This is a genomic window from Enterococcus sp. DIV2449a (assembly GCF_051711225.1).
GTDB lineage: Bacteria > Bacillota > Bacilli > Lactobacillales > Enterococcaceae > Enterococcus_D > Enterococcus_D casseliflavus.
Genome location: NZ_JBIOME010000001.1, coordinates 1,287,503 through 1,303,092, shown reverse-complemented (window position 1 = coordinate 1,303,092; position 15,590 = coordinate 1,287,503). Strand labels below are relative to the sequence as shown.

At 42.7% G+C, this 15,590-nt stretch carries 14 protein-coding genes; 8 read left to right on the top strand and 6 right to left on the bottom strand.

The genetic code is table 11. From position 1 onward, the window contains the following. Nucleotides 1–88 precede the first annotated feature (88 nt). Nucleotides 89–346 (top strand): hypothetical protein, encoded by a 258-nt coding sequence (locus tag IGI76_RS06080; RefSeq protein WP_194192974.1) that lies wholly within the window; start codon nucleotides 89–91, stop codon nucleotides 344–346. Between the two features lie 163 nt (nucleotides 347–509). Here the strand turns inward: IGI76_RS06080 and IGI76_RS06075 are convergent, their stop codons facing one another. Further along, entirely contained in the window at nucleotides 510–632 is a 123-nt protein-coding gene (locus tag IGI76_RS06075) for a hypothetical protein (RefSeq protein WP_438792254.1), read from the bottom strand. A 74-nt stretch (nucleotides 633–706) separates the two neighbouring features. On the opposite strand from IGI76_RS06075, the gene IGI76_RS06070 reads away from it, so the two are divergent. Continuing rightward, nucleotides 707–892: a hypothetical protein gene (locus IGI76_RS06070; protein WP_074931802.1), complete on the top strand. Its 186-nt coding sequence runs from the start codon at nucleotides 707–709 to the stop codon at nucleotides 890–892. 50 nt (nucleotides 893–942) lie between these two features. On the opposite strand, the gene IGI76_RS06065 is transcribed toward IGI76_RS06070, so the two are convergent. The 3 genes from IGI76_RS06065 to IGI76_RS06055 all read right to left on the bottom strand — a co-directional run bounded on the left by IGI76_RS06065 (nucleotide 943) and on the right by IGI76_RS06055 (nucleotide 5,418). After that, a complete protein-coding gene (locus IGI76_RS06065) occupies nucleotides 943–2,412 on the bottom strand; it encodes a glycoside hydrolase family 1 protein (protein WP_015509445.1) in 1,470 nt (489 codons plus the stop codon). A gap of 91 nt (nucleotides 2,413–2,503) precedes the next feature. Next, nucleotides 2,504–4,405 (bottom strand): beta-glucoside-specific PTS transporter subunit IIABC, encoded by a 1,902-nt coding sequence (locus IGI76_RS06060; RefSeq protein ID WP_010747921.1) that lies wholly within the window; start codon nucleotides 4,403–4,405, stop codon nucleotides 2,504–2,506. Between the two features lie 170 nt (nucleotides 4,406–4,575). Further along, nucleotides 4,576–5,418, bottom strand: a complete 843-nt coding sequence (locus IGI76_RS06055) for a PRD domain-containing protein (RefSeq protein WP_005225677.1) — start codon at nucleotides 5,416–5,418, stop codon at nucleotides 4,576–4,578. 1,065 nt (nucleotides 5,419–6,483) lie between these two features. Here IGI76_RS06055 and IGI76_RS06050 point away from each other — a divergent pair. Then, entirely contained in the window at nucleotides 6,484–7,347 is an 864-nt protein-coding gene (locus IGI76_RS06050; protein WP_194192975.1) for a helix-turn-helix domain-containing protein, read from the top strand. A gap of 257 nt (nucleotides 7,348–7,604) precedes the next feature. Here the strand turns inward: IGI76_RS06050 and IGI76_RS06045 are convergent, their stop codons facing one another. After that, entirely contained in the window at nucleotides 7,605–9,398 is a 1,794-nt protein-coding gene (locus tag IGI76_RS06045; RefSeq protein ID WP_194192976.1) for an oligopeptide ABC transporter substrate-binding protein, read from the bottom strand. A gap of 376 nt (nucleotides 9,399–9,774) precedes the next feature. Here IGI76_RS06045 and IGI76_RS06040 point away from each other — a divergent pair, with 376 nt between their 5' ends. The 5 genes from IGI76_RS06040 to IGI76_RS06020 all read left to right on the top strand — a co-directional run bounded on the left by IGI76_RS06040 (nucleotide 9,775) and on the right by IGI76_RS06020 (nucleotide 14,532). After that, nucleotides 9,775–11,076, top strand: coding sequence for a DUF1576 domain-containing protein (locus IGI76_RS06040; RefSeq protein WP_194192977.1), 1,302 nt, complete (start codon nucleotides 9,775–9,777; stop codon nucleotides 11,074–11,076). After that, nucleotides 11,073–11,423 (top strand): hypothetical protein, encoded by a 351-nt coding sequence (locus tag IGI76_RS06035; protein WP_005225673.1) that lies wholly within the window; start codon nucleotides 11,073–11,075, stop codon nucleotides 11,421–11,423. Before IGI76_RS06040 ends, IGI76_RS06035 begins: the two co-directional genes overlap by 4 nt. 167 nt (nucleotides 11,424–11,590) lie before the next feature. Then, entirely contained in the window at nucleotides 11,591–11,953 is a 363-nt protein-coding gene (locus IGI76_RS06030; RefSeq protein ID WP_010747916.1) for a YxeA family protein, read from the top strand. Nucleotides 11,954–11,960: 7 nt separating this feature from the next. Beyond that, nucleotides 11,961–12,713: an ABC transporter ATP-binding protein gene (locus IGI76_RS06025; protein WP_194192978.1), complete on the top strand. Its 753-nt coding sequence runs from the start codon at nucleotides 11,961–11,963 to the stop codon at nucleotides 12,711–12,713. A gap of 13 nt (nucleotides 12,714–12,726) precedes the next feature. Then, the gene (locus IGI76_RS06020) at nucleotides 12,727–14,532 is read left to right on the top strand and encodes an ABC transporter permease (RefSeq protein WP_194192979.1); all 1,806 of its coding nucleotides are present in this window, start codon (nucleotides 12,727–12,729) and stop codon (nucleotides 14,530–14,532) included. 104 nt (nucleotides 14,533–14,636) lie between these two features. Here IGI76_RS06020 and IGI76_RS06015 read toward each other — a convergent pair whose 3' ends face one another. After that, the gene (locus IGI76_RS06015; RefSeq protein WP_194192980.1) at nucleotides 14,637–15,344 is read right to left on the bottom strand and encodes a demethylmenaquinone methyltransferase; all 708 of its coding nucleotides are present in this window, start codon (nucleotides 15,342–15,344) and stop codon (nucleotides 14,637–14,639) included. Between the last annotated feature and the right edge of the window lie 246 nt (nucleotides 15,345–15,590).

Below are 15,590 nucleotides of genomic sequence, written 5' to 3'. Positions count from 1 at the left end.
AATACTCATAAGCAATGGCTATCATTTTTAATAACAAGCGTTTTAAGCTATCCTTTTACTCAAATCAATACGAATGAGGAGAGATAAAATGATCCAACTTGCTCGCTTGATCTTTTGGGTACCAGTCATCTTTTTTTCGTTAGGTTTGGTCTTCCTAACCAAACGACTGCCGCGTTTCACATGGGTTTCTCTAACGATCACTGTTTCTTTGATCATCTTTGTTTGTAAAATCTTAGAATACTCCTATGTCATGCCAGATATGAAACTAACCGTTTATTTTATGGGTTTCTTGAATTCTGCTAGTCTGCTTGGGTATATTTTTTATTTGCGTAGTAGAAAACGTTGACTGCAGCTGCGCCTGACTCGCGCCAAAACGCCCTCTTAATGCCTTTTGACTACAACAAAGACGATCTATACCTATGAAGTAGCTCCTTTCATCCCCTTCGTAAGGATTACGGCTCATGATCCCCTTTCGAGGGGATTTTTTTATTATTCATCCTCACTCATTCTTATTCAATCTGCTTTGATGAAAAAATCACTTTTCGCCGATCAATGCGTGCCAAGTCTTTCTCTCTGATTCCTTTCGTTGCGACACTTGCGATTCCCACGTACACATTGCCTTTCCGAAACATTAAATATATAATGAAATTGTAAATTACCACACCGAAACAAAGAATCATCAAACCTCTTGAAAGGAGCGTTTCCTATGAACTGGCTGACCTTTGTCGTCCAACCACTGACCCTGCTATTTTTTCTCACGGTTTTTTCCCTTGTGTATTTGATGCCTGAATCCGTTGTGCCTAAGCCAAAAATGAAGAAGTGGGCGCTGACTGTATCTTTGATTTTTCTGGCATGGCAGCTGCTGATTCCCTTTTTCTTCTTTGTTCTCTAAACACAGCAAAAAAAGCGGCTCTCACAAAAGAGAGCCGCTTTGGTTTATTTTTAATCCTGTAACAAACTACCGCCATTGGTGGCAATGACTTCTTTGTACCAGTAGAAACTATCTTTGCGAGAACGGTCAAAGCTGCCGTTTCCTTCATCATCCGCGTCTACATAGACAAAGCCATAGCGTTTCGACATTTCTGATGTGGAAGCCGAAACTAAGTCGGTACAACCCCAAGGCGTATAGCCCATCAATTCCACACCATCTTCGATCGCTTCATACATTTGCTCGATATGCGCCTTCAAATAATCGATGCGATAGCTGTCATGGATTGAACCATCTTCTTCCACCGTATCCAAGGCACCTAAGCCGTTTTCAACGATAAACAACGGTACTTGGTAGCGGTCGTACAAGTTATTCAAAGTCACACGCAAGCCGATTGGATCGATTTGCCACCCCCAGTCAGAGGCTTCCAAGTAAGGGTTTGATTCGCCTAAAGAAAAATTGCCAGCAGTTGCTTCGCCGCCTTCTTCAGGATTGTGGCGAGCAATAGAACTCATGTAGTAAGAAAAGGACATGAAGTCGACAGGGTATTGCGCAAGAATGTCTAAATCGCCGTCTTCGAAGGTCACTTCGATGCCGTTTTCTTTAAAGAAGCGCTTCGTATATGCGGGATACTTCCCACGAACTTGGACATCAGAGAAGAAAAGATTCTCGTGGTCACGCTTGATTTCTTCCATCACATCTGCTGGATTTGGTGTAGCTGGGTAAGCTTGCATCCGTGCTAACATCATCCCTACTTTGATGTCAGGATTGATTTCGTGGGCAAATTTTGTTGCTAAACTAGAAGCCACAAATTGATGATGCACAGCTTGATACATGTCAGAAAGGTTTTGTGTGCCGTCTTCGGATAGTAAGGCACCGCCAACATAGCCAGAGATCCCCATGATATTGATTTCATTGAAGGTCAACCAGTATTTGACTTTGTCTTTGTAGCGGGTCAACACGGTTTCTGCGTATTTGACGAACAAATCGATCACTTGGCGATTTTTCCAGCCGCCATAGTTTAACGCGATCCCAATAGGTGTTTCGTAGTGAGAGAGAGTCACTAAGGGTTCGATCCCGTATTTCGCACACTCATCAAACACATTGTCATAAAATTGCAAGCCTTCTTCATTTGGCTGAGCATCGTCACCATTTGGAAAAATTCTTGACCAAGCGATGGACAGACGGAAGGTTTTGAAGCCCATCTCTGCGTACAAGGCGATATCTTCTTTGTAGCGATGGTAAAAATCTGACCCCCAACGTTTTGGATACAAGCCTTCTTTGTCATTTAAGGCAAACAAGACTTTTTCCCGTGTCATTGGTGCAGCAAATTCTGCCATGTTTTTGCGGTCTTCTGGTTTGACAGCGATCGCTGTATCAGATGTGGCTGGACCACGTCCGCCTTCGTTCCATGCTCCTTCAAATTGGTTGGCTGCAGTGGCGCCGCCCCATAAAAAGCCTTTTGGAAATTGTTTTTCTGTCATGATTAGCCTACTTTCTTTTTCTTTAATAATCGACACAGCAGATCAGCAAGAAAGCATTCTTACTGATCCGACGACGTGCCGTTAAATGCATTTATTTTACGACTTCGATCAAATCGTCCTGCGCTGTTACTTCTTTTGACTGTGTCGTTTGGATGTCACTGTAGTCGTTAGAGTTCGTGACGATGACTGGTGTCAGTAAAGAATAGCCTTCCGCACGAATCGCCTCTGTATCAAAAGAGATCAGTTTTTGACCGGCTTTGACTTTGTCTCCTTGGTTGATGTAGGCAGTAAAGTGATTGCCTTCAAGTTCTACCGTATTCATGCCGATGTGGATCAATAGTTCTGTTCCATCTTCTGTCACTAAACCGATGGCATGTTTTGTTGGAAACAAGATTTTGACTTCTGCATCTGCTGGCGCAGTGATTTCACCGATCGCTGGTTCAACGGCGATCCCTTTTCCCATAGCACCTGAAGAAAAGACTTTGTCTTCCACATCTGCTAAAGCAACCACTTGACCGGTTACTGGGCTTTTGACTGTTTCGTCTTTGACGCTAGCAGAAACGGTTTTTGCTTCTGGCGCTGGCGCTGCTGGTGTTGCTTGACCGTCGACTGGTGAATCAACAGTTGTATACAATGTTGGTACTTTCAACAACATCATGATGATAAATGACGCTACGATCGCAATCACTGTACCGATCGCCAAGTGGATCACGCTATGGAAGCTGCCTGTTGCTGGATCGATATATGCAGGATACAAGAAGATCCCCATACCACCCATTGCATAACCAGTGACGTTAAAGATTGACAAGTAGATACCGACGAAACCTGAAACTAAACAAGAAACGATAAATGGTGTTTTCATTGGCAACGTGTACCCGTAGATCGCAGGTTCAGTCACACCGAAGATCGATGAGATCAATGCTGGCATTGCGCCTTGTTTGACTTTTGGTTCTTTCGTTTTCAACCAAATCGCTGCTAACACACCCGTTTGCGTGAAACATGGTAGCACTGCTGCGGTCAAAATAATCGAAGAGCCGTTTTGCGCCATATCCATGATCGCCAATGGCACAAGACCCCAGTGAAGACCAAACATAACTAATACTTGCCATAATGCCCCTAAAGCAAATCCGTAAATGATTGGGCTGAAATCGTACACTGCTTGGAAAGCAACACCGATCCAGCTAGAGGCTGTATTTGCGACTGGACCTACCACAAAGAAGGTCAACGGCACAGTGATCAAAATCGTTACAAACGGAACCACAAACATTTTGACTACGTCAGGTGTGACTTTGCGCATAAACTGCTCAATTTTTGAAGCGACAAAAATCGCTAAAATAATTGGCAATACGCTGTTGAAGTAGCCGCCTGCTGGCAAGGTCAAGGTTAGACCGAAGACTTTGCTCGCTTCAGCCACACTTTCTGCTAAGCCAGGATAGACCATTGCACCTGCGATCGCTAATGCTGTATAGGTGTTCATCTTGAATTTCTTCGCTGCAGTGACGGCTAAGATCATTGGTAAGTATTGGAACAAACCATCGCCTAGAGTATTCATTACTACATAGATACCATTGGTCGCTTCCATCCCTGTTGCTGCCAGCAACGCCGTGATCCCTTTTAAGATACCGGCTGCCGCTAATGGGCCTAAGAACGGTTGAAACAAGCTTGAGATGACATCGATAAAGCGGTCAAACAAGCTGCCTTTTTGCCCGTCGCCTTCATCGATATCAAGACTGCCACCATCGGCTAATCCGCCGACTTTCAACACTTCATCATAAACATCTGGCACATGATTGCCGATAACGACTTGGTATTGTCCGCCTGCTTTGACGACGGTCACGACACCGTCACGTTTTTGCAAATAATCAGTGTCCGCTTTGCTTTCGTCTTTTAAGTGGAACCGTAAGCGAGTCACACAGTGTTTTACAGATGAGACATTTTCTTTGCCACCAACGTGGGCCAAAATGTCTTGCGCTAATTCAGTATATTTTGCCATTTTGATTGCTCCTTTTTTATTGGTCATTTAATAAAAATAAAAAGACCAGCCATTTCTACAATAAACAAGCATGAGAGACCCCCTAAAAAAAGAGCGAGGGGTTTCCTCATCGAGTATTGTAAGAAAGTGCAGGTCTTGCCAGCCGAACTGTAACGAATCCATTTCCATTCTTAGGTTAATTTTGAGTGAGCGGCTAAGTTACCGATATGCAGAATCAAATACATCAATTCCATATCGTTGACATGCCAGCCCTTTTGTTCAAATAAGTATTCTTTGATTGAATCTGCGGTTTCTTTTTCTTTTGGATAGCTGCTGAAGGCCAAGGCAATCATTGGATTTGCCAATACTGGTTCTTCTTTTTCTTGACTTTGTCGAATTAAATAATAGCGAATGTGGGTCACGAACCGTTGGAAGTAAGAAGAATTCTCATCAAACTCGATGTTCATGCTGTACTTAACGATCCGTAAAATATTGTTCGTCAACTCGGTGTGCTCATAAGCACTTTGATTGGCGCTTTTTTCAATTTGCGCATTGACGAAATGCAAAGTGATAAACGCAGCTTCTTCTTGAGAAAAATCGGGATACAGCTCTTTGCGGATCAACTCGACCGCTTGGACACTGACCGCATATTCCTTGGCATAGATTTTCTTGATTTCCCAATGCATGGGATTGGTCAAAACAATTTCTTGCTTTTGACGACTGATGGCAAACAAGATATGATCCATCAGTGTGAAATAAACGTTTGGATTGAAATCGGTTCCAACACTATCCCGAAAAAGACGCACGATTTCATAAATGACGGCCATTTGTTTTTCGTCAGCCTTCGTCATGACTTTCGACATATGTTCCACTGTCAAATCATCTTCTGGATAGTATTTTTTTTCGATTCGCTCAGCTGGAATCGGGTCACCCGGTTTCGTTTGAAAGCCGATCCCTTTTCCCATTAGGATCACTTCAACTTCATCTTCTTTTGAAAGTACAACATTGTTGTTGATCCTCTTGATAATCTTCACGAACGATCCTCCTTGATCAGCATAGCCCGTAAAAAACGTTGCATCCTTTGACGTCTATGCAGAAGGTCTTGTATTTTTTTCTTTCTCTGACGTGCCGTTAAGTGACGAGGTGATTGACTGCTCCAGATAGTGCTGCAGGCTATCGTCAAACCTAGCTGGCAGTTCATTGCGTTTTACTTCTCCCCTCCTTTGCTGATCAATGACTGGACCTTACCTTGGAACCGGTTCTTTTTTTAGCGAATAGAAATAATGGAGCAAAAAAAGAAGACCAAAGCAAAAAAGTGTACAACCCAAGAAACTTTGGGTAATCAACGCACTTTTTTCCTCTGGTCTTGCCTGCCGAACAGTAACGAATCCAGTAATGAGAACACTCTCATGTTCCGTTGAGATAATAGTACTCATTCTGAGAAAAAATGTCAACACTTTTTTTGCAAACGTTTTTCTTTTTTCGTTTTTGGCTTCGTTTCACTCTGATTTGCTCGTAGTTTTCTTACTGATAGTGAGGATATTTTCTGTATAAATCCTCTGAAACAGCTTTGGCATCTTTTATCCAACAGCACACAACACAAAAAACCGTAATCTTCGTACATTACGGTCATAGCTAGAAGGATGATGCTTTACAAAAAACGATCAATCACAAAGAATCAAAGAATTGGGGAAGGTCTGGTGCATGACAGACATTCAATGTGACTGACCGCTTTTAGCGATTCATGCGCTTCATGACTTCCACAAACGAAAAGGTGTCTTTGAGAGGGGGAATCAATCAAATAACCTTTCGATTCTTCAAGATGTTGCTCGATCCTGCGATGAAGACCGCAGAGAGCGAGGAAAATGCTGTTCCTATCATAAAGGAAACAGTCACAAGACTTATCATTGAAAGGTCAACGATAAGGTTTCGCAGAAAAGGCAGTACTAGTTTTTAAATGGGTTGATTTCCCAAGGGCCGAATGGTTCAAATTCCATGAAAAACTACCTCCTTTATTATTTGCTATACCTTATTATATTTGATAACATGTTATTAAAATCACATTGTTCAGAAATGCGTCACAATTAAGGAGGTCCCCCATGAAACAGCAAGGCTCTTTAATCAAAAAACTGCGCACAGATCGCAAAATCTCGCAAGCCAAGCTTGCCGAAGGTATTTCCTCACGTACTACCCTTTCTTCATTCGAAAATCGTAAAACAAACCTCTCTTCACAAACCCTGTTTGACTACTTAGACAAAATGAATATTACGGTTCATGAGTTCAGTCTGTTGATCGACAGCGAAGCCACGGATCAGAAACGTCAGCTGGTGCAAGATTTCTATACCCGTTACTATGAGCGAACACTGACTCTCGACTACTTGACTAGCCTGGAAAAACGCTACTTTGAGACACAAAATTTTTTCTATTATTCTTTGTATGTCCAAGGATTGCTGCTGCTCAACCGTGAATCATTTCTGATGAATCAAGGAGCTTACACCCAAGAAGTCGAACTGGTAAAGCAATACTTGTTTGATATCGAAACCTGGGGGCGCTTTGAGTTAAATTTATTCTCAAATTTGTTATTTATTTTTGACCAAGAAACAATCAGTTATTACTTAGATCACGGGATCAAAAAAATCCTTCGCTACGCCAATGATCCATTTTATGCAAATCTGTTAAGTGTCGTGATCCTAAACGGCTGTGCCTTTGCCAGCGAAAATAAAGATGCCTATCTGCTTAACAAGTTTCTGCTCTTGTCTGAACCGCTACCCAATACACCCCTCTATTTTTATTTAAAAATCCATCAAGTGCTGTATCAGGAAATTTACTCGTATTTGCAATCCGCTCAGTTGAACAAAGAGATTCTTAAAAACACCTTAGTCGTTATTGAACAAGCGGGTTACCAGAACCATAAAGACGATCTCCAACAGTTGCTTGCTGCTGTTACCAATCGTGCGATTTAGCCGCTTATTAAATGGGCATTTATGTAATGTTATCTATCAAAAAAAGCTGATCTGTCAACGGAGCTCAGCTTTTTCGTCAATGTCATTCCAACCCGCCCACGAAACAGCCGCTCGAAATGAAGGGGTCAACATTAGACTTGCTTCTTCCTTCTGCATTGACCAAGAAAAAACCAGTTAGGTTTTAGCCCTAACTGGTTTTGTTTGGCAAAAGCAACGAACACGCTGCTGCCGTTTCATTTGTGTAATTTACTAACCGATTAACGAGATTCTGAAGTCACACCGATGGTTGCCCATGGGTTATGATCGGCGTCATATGCCCAGGTAAAGTTTGCGACACGATCAGAGATTGGTAAGATTTGATTTCGATACAACGTTGGGATCGCAAAAGCTTCTTCAATCGCATATTCTTGCCATGCATCAAAAGCAGCCTTCCGTGTTGCTTCATCAAAGGAATCGATTGAATCGATCGCAGCTAACAATTCAGTATTTTCATCTGACTCAAAACGAGTGTAGTTAAATGCTGAATTTGGTCCCCATAAGCTTGTTGGTGATGGATCTGAACCAGTAGACCAAGCAGCTTGGAAGACATCGATATCTGGATCGTCGTTTTTCAACTTGTCATAGAAGGCTTGGAAATCGATCAAACGACCTGTTGAATATTGAACATCTAAACCGATTTCTTGCCATTGTTGAACATAGTAGTCCGCCAATGGTTGGGCAACTTCCCCACCAGACATTGACGCAAAGTTGATGGTCAATTTGTTGCCATCTGGATCTTCCCGGAAGCCATCGCCATCCACATCGATAAAGCCAGCGTCATCTAGAAGTTGGTTTGCTTTCTCCATATCTAAATGGTATCCTTCAGCATCGCTATTGTGCAACGTACCATAAACAGGTGGTATCAATGTTGAAGCATTTGAACGCAAGCCGTGGTAGAAACGCTCACCGATCGCATCATTGTCGATGGCATAGCCCATTGCTTGACGCAATGCTTTGTTCGCCATTTTTGCATTTGGATCAAAATCAACACTGTTTGTTTCATCATTCCATGAACCTAAATTAAAGCCAAGATACGTGTAAGACTGTTCTGGACGACCTAACATTTGGTAGCCATCCATGTTTTGATACGTATCAAAGGTATCTGTTGGCATTTTTAAGACTAAATCGTATTGCTTCGCATTTAATGCTTCATTGATTGAAGCAGAAGGGACGTTACGCATCACGATTTTTTCTAAGGTCGGTGTATCGCCATAGTAATATTCATTCGGTACATATTCCACCGTTTCACCTGGTACGATATTACTCATTTTGTATGGGCCAAAACCGATTGGATTGGTTCGAACGGGATCACTTGAAGGCATATCTGCTACTTCAATGCCTTCAAAGGCATGTTTCGCTAGTGCAGAATGCCAGATCGCTCCACCGGATTGCTGCATACCTGGATGCATTTCTTTAAACTCGATTTCAACGACTTTGTCGCTGACTGCTGTGATCCCTGAGATCGTATCGGCATCGCCGCTGTGGTATTCTTCCATACCAACGATATTCGTAAAATCATTGTTGTAACGAACGCCATCATAGTCTTGATGTCCAATCACTTCATAAGAGAAGATTACGTCTTCAGCCGTTACATCAACCCCGTCAGACCATTTCAAATCCTCGCGCAAAGTGATCGTTGCTTTGTTGTTATCGACATCTAATTCTAAATCAGCTGGTCCACCATTTACAACTCGAAAATCTTCATCTTGTAGGAACAAATATTCATGGCTTGGCAACATGAAGTCACGGTCATAAGCATCCCGATAAAACTCCCATTGAAACAACCCTTGGAATTGCGTATCTGTTACTACCGCAACATCTAAGACGCCCCCATCGATCACTTCATCGTTATTTTCAACTGCAAGCTGCAAATCATTGATATCAAATCCAGCTGCCTCAGTTGATGATTCTTGTGTATCTGTCGAACCTGTTCCACCTCCGTTACTTTGTCCGCAAGCCCCTAAAACAAGCGCTGCCAATAAAGTAATCATGCCAAACTTCGTTTTCTTCATACTCTTCCTCCTTATTTAAATCCCTTCCTCGTGATTCAGTGACCACTCGATCTTCGAATAAAAAAACCAAGCAAACAGTTTTTTTATCTTAAAATGGCTTTTTTATTAGAAAATCTGAACGAGATTAACTAAATTATAACAATTTTCGTAAAATTCTTTCTGTCAATAATTTCACCGATTGATGAAATTATTGAAAAAAGGGCGATTCTCCTTGATACATCGCCGTTATTTTTATTCGCATTTTCTTAAATTTTTCTTTTTCTCCCTTTTTTTGTTCTCATTTACCTTGTTCTCCCGCTACTTAAAACTGTCAAAAAATACTTTTTTGTCGCTAAAAGGTGTGATACTATGAAAAAAAGGAGCGTTCAATGAAACTATGGCAGATAAACGAGTTTTCTTACAAACAAAATCGAAACCCTTTGCACCTATCTCACAGCTCTTAACCCAGCGCTTGCTTTTGGCGTATAGCATCGTCTTGATCCTCATTGGCTTGGTTGCTTCCCCTCCTCAAGCTTTGTGGCAAGGCTCGCTGGCAATCTTAAATGCCCCCAGCAATTTGATTTCTGATTATTTTGCGATCGGCAATCTTGGAAGCGCCTTTTTAAACAGTGGCTTATTGACATTGATCAGTATCCTCCTTGCGAAAAAGCAAGGAACGATTATTAGTGGACCAATGATCGCTGCTTTTTTTACCATATCTGGCTTTTCTTTTTTTGGAAAAAACATCTTTAACTCGATTCCCATTCCACTTGGTGTCTATTTATACTCTTACATACAGCAACGCCCCGCAACACAATATTCACTGGTTGCCTTATTTGGCAGTGCCGCCTCGCCGGTGATCAGTTACTTAGCATTCGGTTTAGGGTTGCCTTTACCAGTCGGGATCGCTTTCGGTTATGGGATCGGTCTATTGATCGGTTTGGCGCTCCCTCCTCTAGCAGCTCAATTTTTACAATTCCACCAAGGTTTTTCTTTGTATAATATTGGGTTTGCTGCTGGCATCATCACTATGTTTTTCACGAGTTTTTTACGCCTGTTCGACTTAGAAGTCTATTCAAACAAACAGTTGACAACGGAGTATCACTATTACCTGACTGCGTTCTTGCTTCTTCTTTGTCTTGCCATGTTTCTTATCGGTTATCTTCTAAACCAGCGATCCCTCAAAGGCTTGCCTGAGCTTTTTCAAACGTCAGGGAAATTAATGACGGACTATGTCACGATTTTTTCCCTTGGGGTCACGATGATGAACATGGCAATGATGGGAATGTTGATGCTGTTCTTTGTCTTCTTCTTACAAGGCGAACTATCTGGTCCCCTTTTAGGCGCAATACTGACCGTGATTGGCTTCAGTGCATTCGGGAATCACTGGAGAAATAGTTTGCCTGTCATGATTGGGGTGGTTTTAGCAACCAAGGTCGGTTTGACCTCTGATGTATCGACCTTCAGCTTATTGCTGACAGCGATCTTCGGTACCAGTCTAGCCCCCATCAGTGGGTATTATGGTCCAGTTGCTGGCGTGATCGCTGGGGTGGTCCATGCAGCCTTGGTCACAAATATCACCTATTTACATGGAGGATTGAACTTATACAATAATGGCTTTTCCAGTGGATTTGTCGCGGCAGCAATGGTACCATTGTTAGATGAATACCAGCAAATCAGAAGGCGGAGAAAAAAATGATTGAAAAAGAACGGGCACGGCGAATCGTCGATGAAGTGGTCACCTACTTTTTGTCCCATGACTGTCAAAAGATAATAAGTGAGATGGCCTTTGAAGCAGAGGGGTTTAAAGCAGTTGTGCAAGGTCAATTTCCAGAGCAGCCCTCTGATTTAGAACACTTTATCGACATGCTCAACACACCAAGAGATAGCACGTTAGAAAATTATTATGTGGAGCTGTTAGGCGGTCATCAAACGATCCATGAAGAAAAAGATTACTATCTATTAGGATTAATGATCGACGAAGCCGCCATTATGTATGACGAGGGCCAACTAATCGTTGAACTATTTCGCAAAAAATACAATTGAAGAGTAACCAGCAGGAAACGTTTCTGATATGTGGATTCCACAATTCAGAAACGTTTTTTGTTCGTTTGTCGTGACAAAAATGAAAGTTTATTGATAGATTTTTCACACTACTTTTCAGAAAACCAGCGTTATACTTTCATCATAATAAAAAACGAGGTGACCGATAGATGAAAAAACTTCTGATTGGACTTGCAGCGCTCCTCCTCATAGGGTTCGGCGCATTGCAAGTCGCACAAACCGTCATCATGGGCGGCGACAGCTACTATGTCCAAATCACCACAGATGGTGAAAAGACGACTTCTAAGGATGACAATGGGAATGTCTATACGCAATACCATTACGAATTGCCAGGGTATGATGAGAACGGCAAAAGCAAAACCCTTGATTTCAACGGTTTCCAAGAACGACCATTGCGCAAAGAAGCCTATTTGAAGCTTACTTGGAACGAAAAAAAAGGGGTAACTGGCTATGAAGAGGTCAAAGAAAAAGACATCCCAGCCAAAGCATTAACCCAATTAAAAGGAGCGTAACGCAACGATGGAAAAAATTATTCAAGCAAATGAACTGACCAAAGTATACGGAAATGCCAACGAAAAACAAACCGAAGCCTTAAAAGGCATCAGCTTTGATATTGAAAAAGGCGAATTCATTGGGATCATGGGGGCTTCTGGTTCAGGGAAATCCACCCTACTAAACATTCTTTCAACGTTGGATCATCCGACAAAAGGTGCCATTCGCATCAACAATAGCGATATCACCAAACTAAAAGGCGATGCCTTGGCAGATTTCCGCAGCCGTGAAATCGGCTTTATTTTCCAAGACTTCAATCTATTAGAAAACTTGACGGCTTCAGAAAACATCGCTGTCCCATTGTCTTTACAAGGAGTCAAACCAAAGATCATCCAACAACGGATCAAACAAGTCGCAGAACGCTTGTCCATCACACATATTCTCGACAAATATCCAGCAGCGATCTCTGGTGGACAAAAGCAACGGGTGGCAGCCGCTCGAGCCTTGATCACGGAACCAACGATCCTTTTTGCGGATGAACCGACGGGTGCCTTGGATTCAAAAAGTGCAAAAGATTTATTGAATATGATGGACGACTTGAATACCAATGACCAAGTATCGATTTTATTGGTCACTCATGATCCCCTTTCTGCCAGCTATTGCCAACGTATTTTATTTATCAAAGACGGAAAGATCCATCAAGAAGTCAAACGTGAGGATCAAAGCCGCGAAGCATTTTACCGCCAGATCCTTGTCATTCTAGGAAACTTGGAACAATAAGGAGGAAGAACACATGCTTTGGAAACTATCACTTACCGGGATCAAAGCTCGGTTGAAGGATTATATCGTCCTCTTTTCTGGTTTAGTTATGGCTTCAGCCATCTTTTATATGTTCGAATCAATGGCAAGCAATGAAGCCTTTTTAAAAAGCAACTCGATCATCAGTATGGTGGTCTTTATCTTTCGTTTTGGTTCGGTCTTATTAGGGATCATCACCTTTGCCTACATCTTATACGCCAATTCTTTCTTGATGGCGATGCGACAAAAAGACTATGCCATGTTTATGATGTTAGGAGCCAAAGGACGAAAGATCGCCCAAATGATTTTTATCGAAACCTTTATGGTAGGTATCGTTGCCACCGCCGTCGGCTCTATCTTAGGGATCGGCTTAGCAAGTGGTGTCAATACTTTGCTAGTCAATCAATTAAACTTGCAGATCACCCATTATGCAGCATTTAGTCCCGAGGCATTGATCGTAACCGTCGTCTTCTTCTCGATTCTCTTTTTGATTGCTGCCATCTTTAATGCACGGGCAATTGCCAAAAAATCGATTTTAGCATTATTACGAGAAACTAGCACACCGGCGCAAGTCAAACAACGGCCATTCTTGCTCTTCTTGCAAACGGTCTTAGGAATTTGTTCTTTAGCAGTCGGTTATTATATGATGAGCGATTTAATGACCTTCCAATTGATCGGGATCGGCATCGCCCTTGTCACGATCGTTCTTGGCACATACCTAGTCTTTCGTTCGGTGATCATCGCTCTTTTATCCCTATTAAAGAAGAACGATACGATCGCATTGAAAAAGTTAAACAATTTCACCTTGTCGCAATTAAGCTTTCGGATTCGTGAGTATACCCAGATGCTTTCGATGGTGGCGATGCTTTTTGCTCTAGCATTAGGTGCCTTGACGGTTGGTCTTGGCTTTAAAAACGAGATCCCTATCTTGGCAAAAACTGTTGCCCCTTATGACTTGTATTTGAACAATGCCCAAAACGCCTCTGACGAAAAAGTCAATGCGTTAAACCCGACCCTTGATGTGACCTACAGCATGAAAGAAACGGATGACACCATTTATTACGTGAAGGAACAATTCAACGAAAACAACTTGCTCAGCTCCAGTATGGATCAGTTGAGTGTCGATGTCACTTACAACAAGCTGACTGGCGATCAATTAGCTTCTGATGTGACCGCCCAAGACCAATTGCGTAGCTACCTCTTACCAGAACAACGAGGTAAGGAGATCCAAGTCGTCGATCAAACCGCTTTTGGTGCGGTCAATGCATCGGAAACCAGCTTGCGAATGGTACAAGTCAAAGACTTCCAAGCAAGCTACGATGGGCTGCGTGATTTGGCGCAAGCAAATCAAGACGCAAATTCTTCAGAAACCGCCGATATGAATTTTTCCCAACGGGTCTTCGCTTACGACAGCTATAACGGGATTTTCTCTGGTTTTGAATTTATGGGCTTCTTCCTGGGTATCGCCTTCTTGACGATGTTAGCTAGCTGCCTGATGTTCAAAATTCTTTCAGGGGCAAACAGCGACATTCAACGTTACACGATGCTGAAAAAAATCGGTACCCGCACGCGTTTACTGAAAAGCTCGATCCGTAAAGAGATTGGCGTGCTCTTCCTAGTTCCTGGCATCTTAGGAATGATCCATGTCTTGTTCGGTCTAAAAATGTTCACCACCTTGATGATCGATCCGTACCATGACCTATGGCTACCTTTTGGCATCTTTATCGCCCTCTACGCCATTTATTACGTGGTGACCATCTGGTTATACACCAACATTGTTTTAAACCCAAAGAAAAAATAACAATCACTCTCTGAATTGCTCAACGCAAAGAGACCATCAAGCCATGAAGGGCATGATGGTCTCTTTCATTTTTTCGTTTTTTCTCGCACAAAGGGAAAGCAAGCTTAGGGTTTGAACCCTAGATGCATCGCCGCCGCACCTCCTGCATAGCTTTTGACTTGCAACACATCAAAGCCAGCTGCCTGAAACTCACGTTTCAATGCCTCTTTGTCAGGAAAATCCCGTGCCGACTCCTGCAGCCAGGAATATTCCTGATAGCTTTTGGCGAACAGTTTGCCAAATAACGGCATGACATGGTGAAAATAAAAAGTAAACAGCTGCCGCCAGCCGATCAGTGTGGGCTGTGATGTTTCGAGACAAACGATTTTCCCGCCTGGGCGCAACACCCGATGGATCTCCGCCAAGACTTGTTGGCGATCTGCGACATTTCTCAACCCGAACCCGATCGTCACATAATCAAAGTGCTCGTCTGGAAAGCTTAATGCCATCGCATTGCCCGTCTGCCACTGGATCTGCGTTTGTTGCTTTTTCTGTGCCTTTTCTTTGGCAACCGTTAACATTTCTTCGCTAAAATCAACGCCGGTCACTTGCCCCGTCGGACCGACCGCTTCATTCAACGCAAACGCCCAATCCCCGGTCCCGCAGCATAAATCTAATATCTCAGCACCCATTGGTACTGCCATTCGTTTCATGGTGTCCTTGCGCCACCGTTTGTGCAGCTGAAAAGAGATAATACCGTTCATTCGATCATAACGGGAAGCGATCGATTCAAATACATCATGTACTTTGGTTTCTTTGGCTGTTGTTGCCATTGCGGCACGTCCTTTCTTTGTTCCCTTCGTTTTGCTGTTGCTTCACGTGCTTCTGCTTTTTAGTCTAGCACGAAAAAACCTGCGGAACAAAAACTCTGCTTTCTCCTTTTCCTCCAGTCATTTTCCCACCAAAAAACAGCCGTTCCTACATAGATCCCCGCGTTGTTGACCGAGGCAATTCGGTCAGCAACAAGCGGATCCAGCAGTGAAAGACTGTTCTTCTAGCTTTTAAAGCAGGTTATTCAG

Excerpts from the sequence above, each read along its gene's own strand:
- IGI76_RS06060 (WP_010747921.1), bottom strand. The coding sequence starts at position 4,405 with ATGGCAAAATATACTGAATTAGCGCAAGACATTTTGGCCCACGTTGGT.
- IGI76_RS06075 (WP_438792254.1), bottom strand. The coding sequence starts at position 632 with ATGTTTCGGAAAGGCAATGTGTACGTGGGAATCGCAAGTGTCGCAACG.
- IGI76_RS06030 (WP_010747916.1), top strand. The coding sequence starts at position 11,591 with ATGAAAAAACTTCTGATTGGACTTGCAGCGCTCCTCCTCATAGGGTTC.
- IGI76_RS06020 (WP_194192979.1), top strand. The coding sequence starts at position 12,727 with ATGCTTTGGAAACTATCACTTACCGGGATCAAAGCTCGGTTGAAGGAT.
- IGI76_RS06080 (WP_194192974.1), top strand. The coding sequence starts at position 89 with ATGATCCAACTTGCTCGCTTGATCTTTTGGGTACCAGTCATCTTTTTT.
- IGI76_RS06015 (WP_194192980.1), bottom strand. The coding sequence starts at position 15,344 with ATGGCAACAACAGCCAAAGAAACCAAAGTACATGATGTATTTGAATCG.
- IGI76_RS06070 (WP_074931802.1), top strand. The coding sequence starts at position 707 with ATGAACTGGCTGACCTTTGTCGTCCAACCACTGACCCTGCTATTTTTT.
- IGI76_RS06035 (WP_005225673.1), top strand. The coding sequence starts at position 11,073 with ATGATTGAAAAAGAACGGGCACGGCGAATCGTCGATGAAGTGGTCACC.
- IGI76_RS06050 (WP_194192975.1), top strand. The coding sequence starts at position 6,484 with ATGAAACAGCAAGGCTCTTTAATCAAAAAACTGCGCACAGATCGCAAA.
- IGI76_RS06040 (WP_194192977.1), top strand. The coding sequence starts at position 9,775 with ATGGCAGATAAACGAGTTTTCTTACAAACAAAATCGAAACCCTTTGCA.
- IGI76_RS06065 (WP_015509445.1), bottom strand. The coding sequence starts at position 2,412 with ATGACAGAAAAACAATTTCCAAAAGGCTTTTTATGGGGCGGCGCCACT.
- IGI76_RS06025 (WP_194192978.1), top strand. The coding sequence starts at position 11,961 with ATGGAAAAAATTATTCAAGCAAATGAACTGACCAAAGTATACGGAAAT.
- IGI76_RS06045 (WP_194192976.1), bottom strand. The coding sequence starts at position 9,398 with ATGAAGAAAACGAAGTTTGGCATGATTACTTTATTGGCAGCGCTTGTT.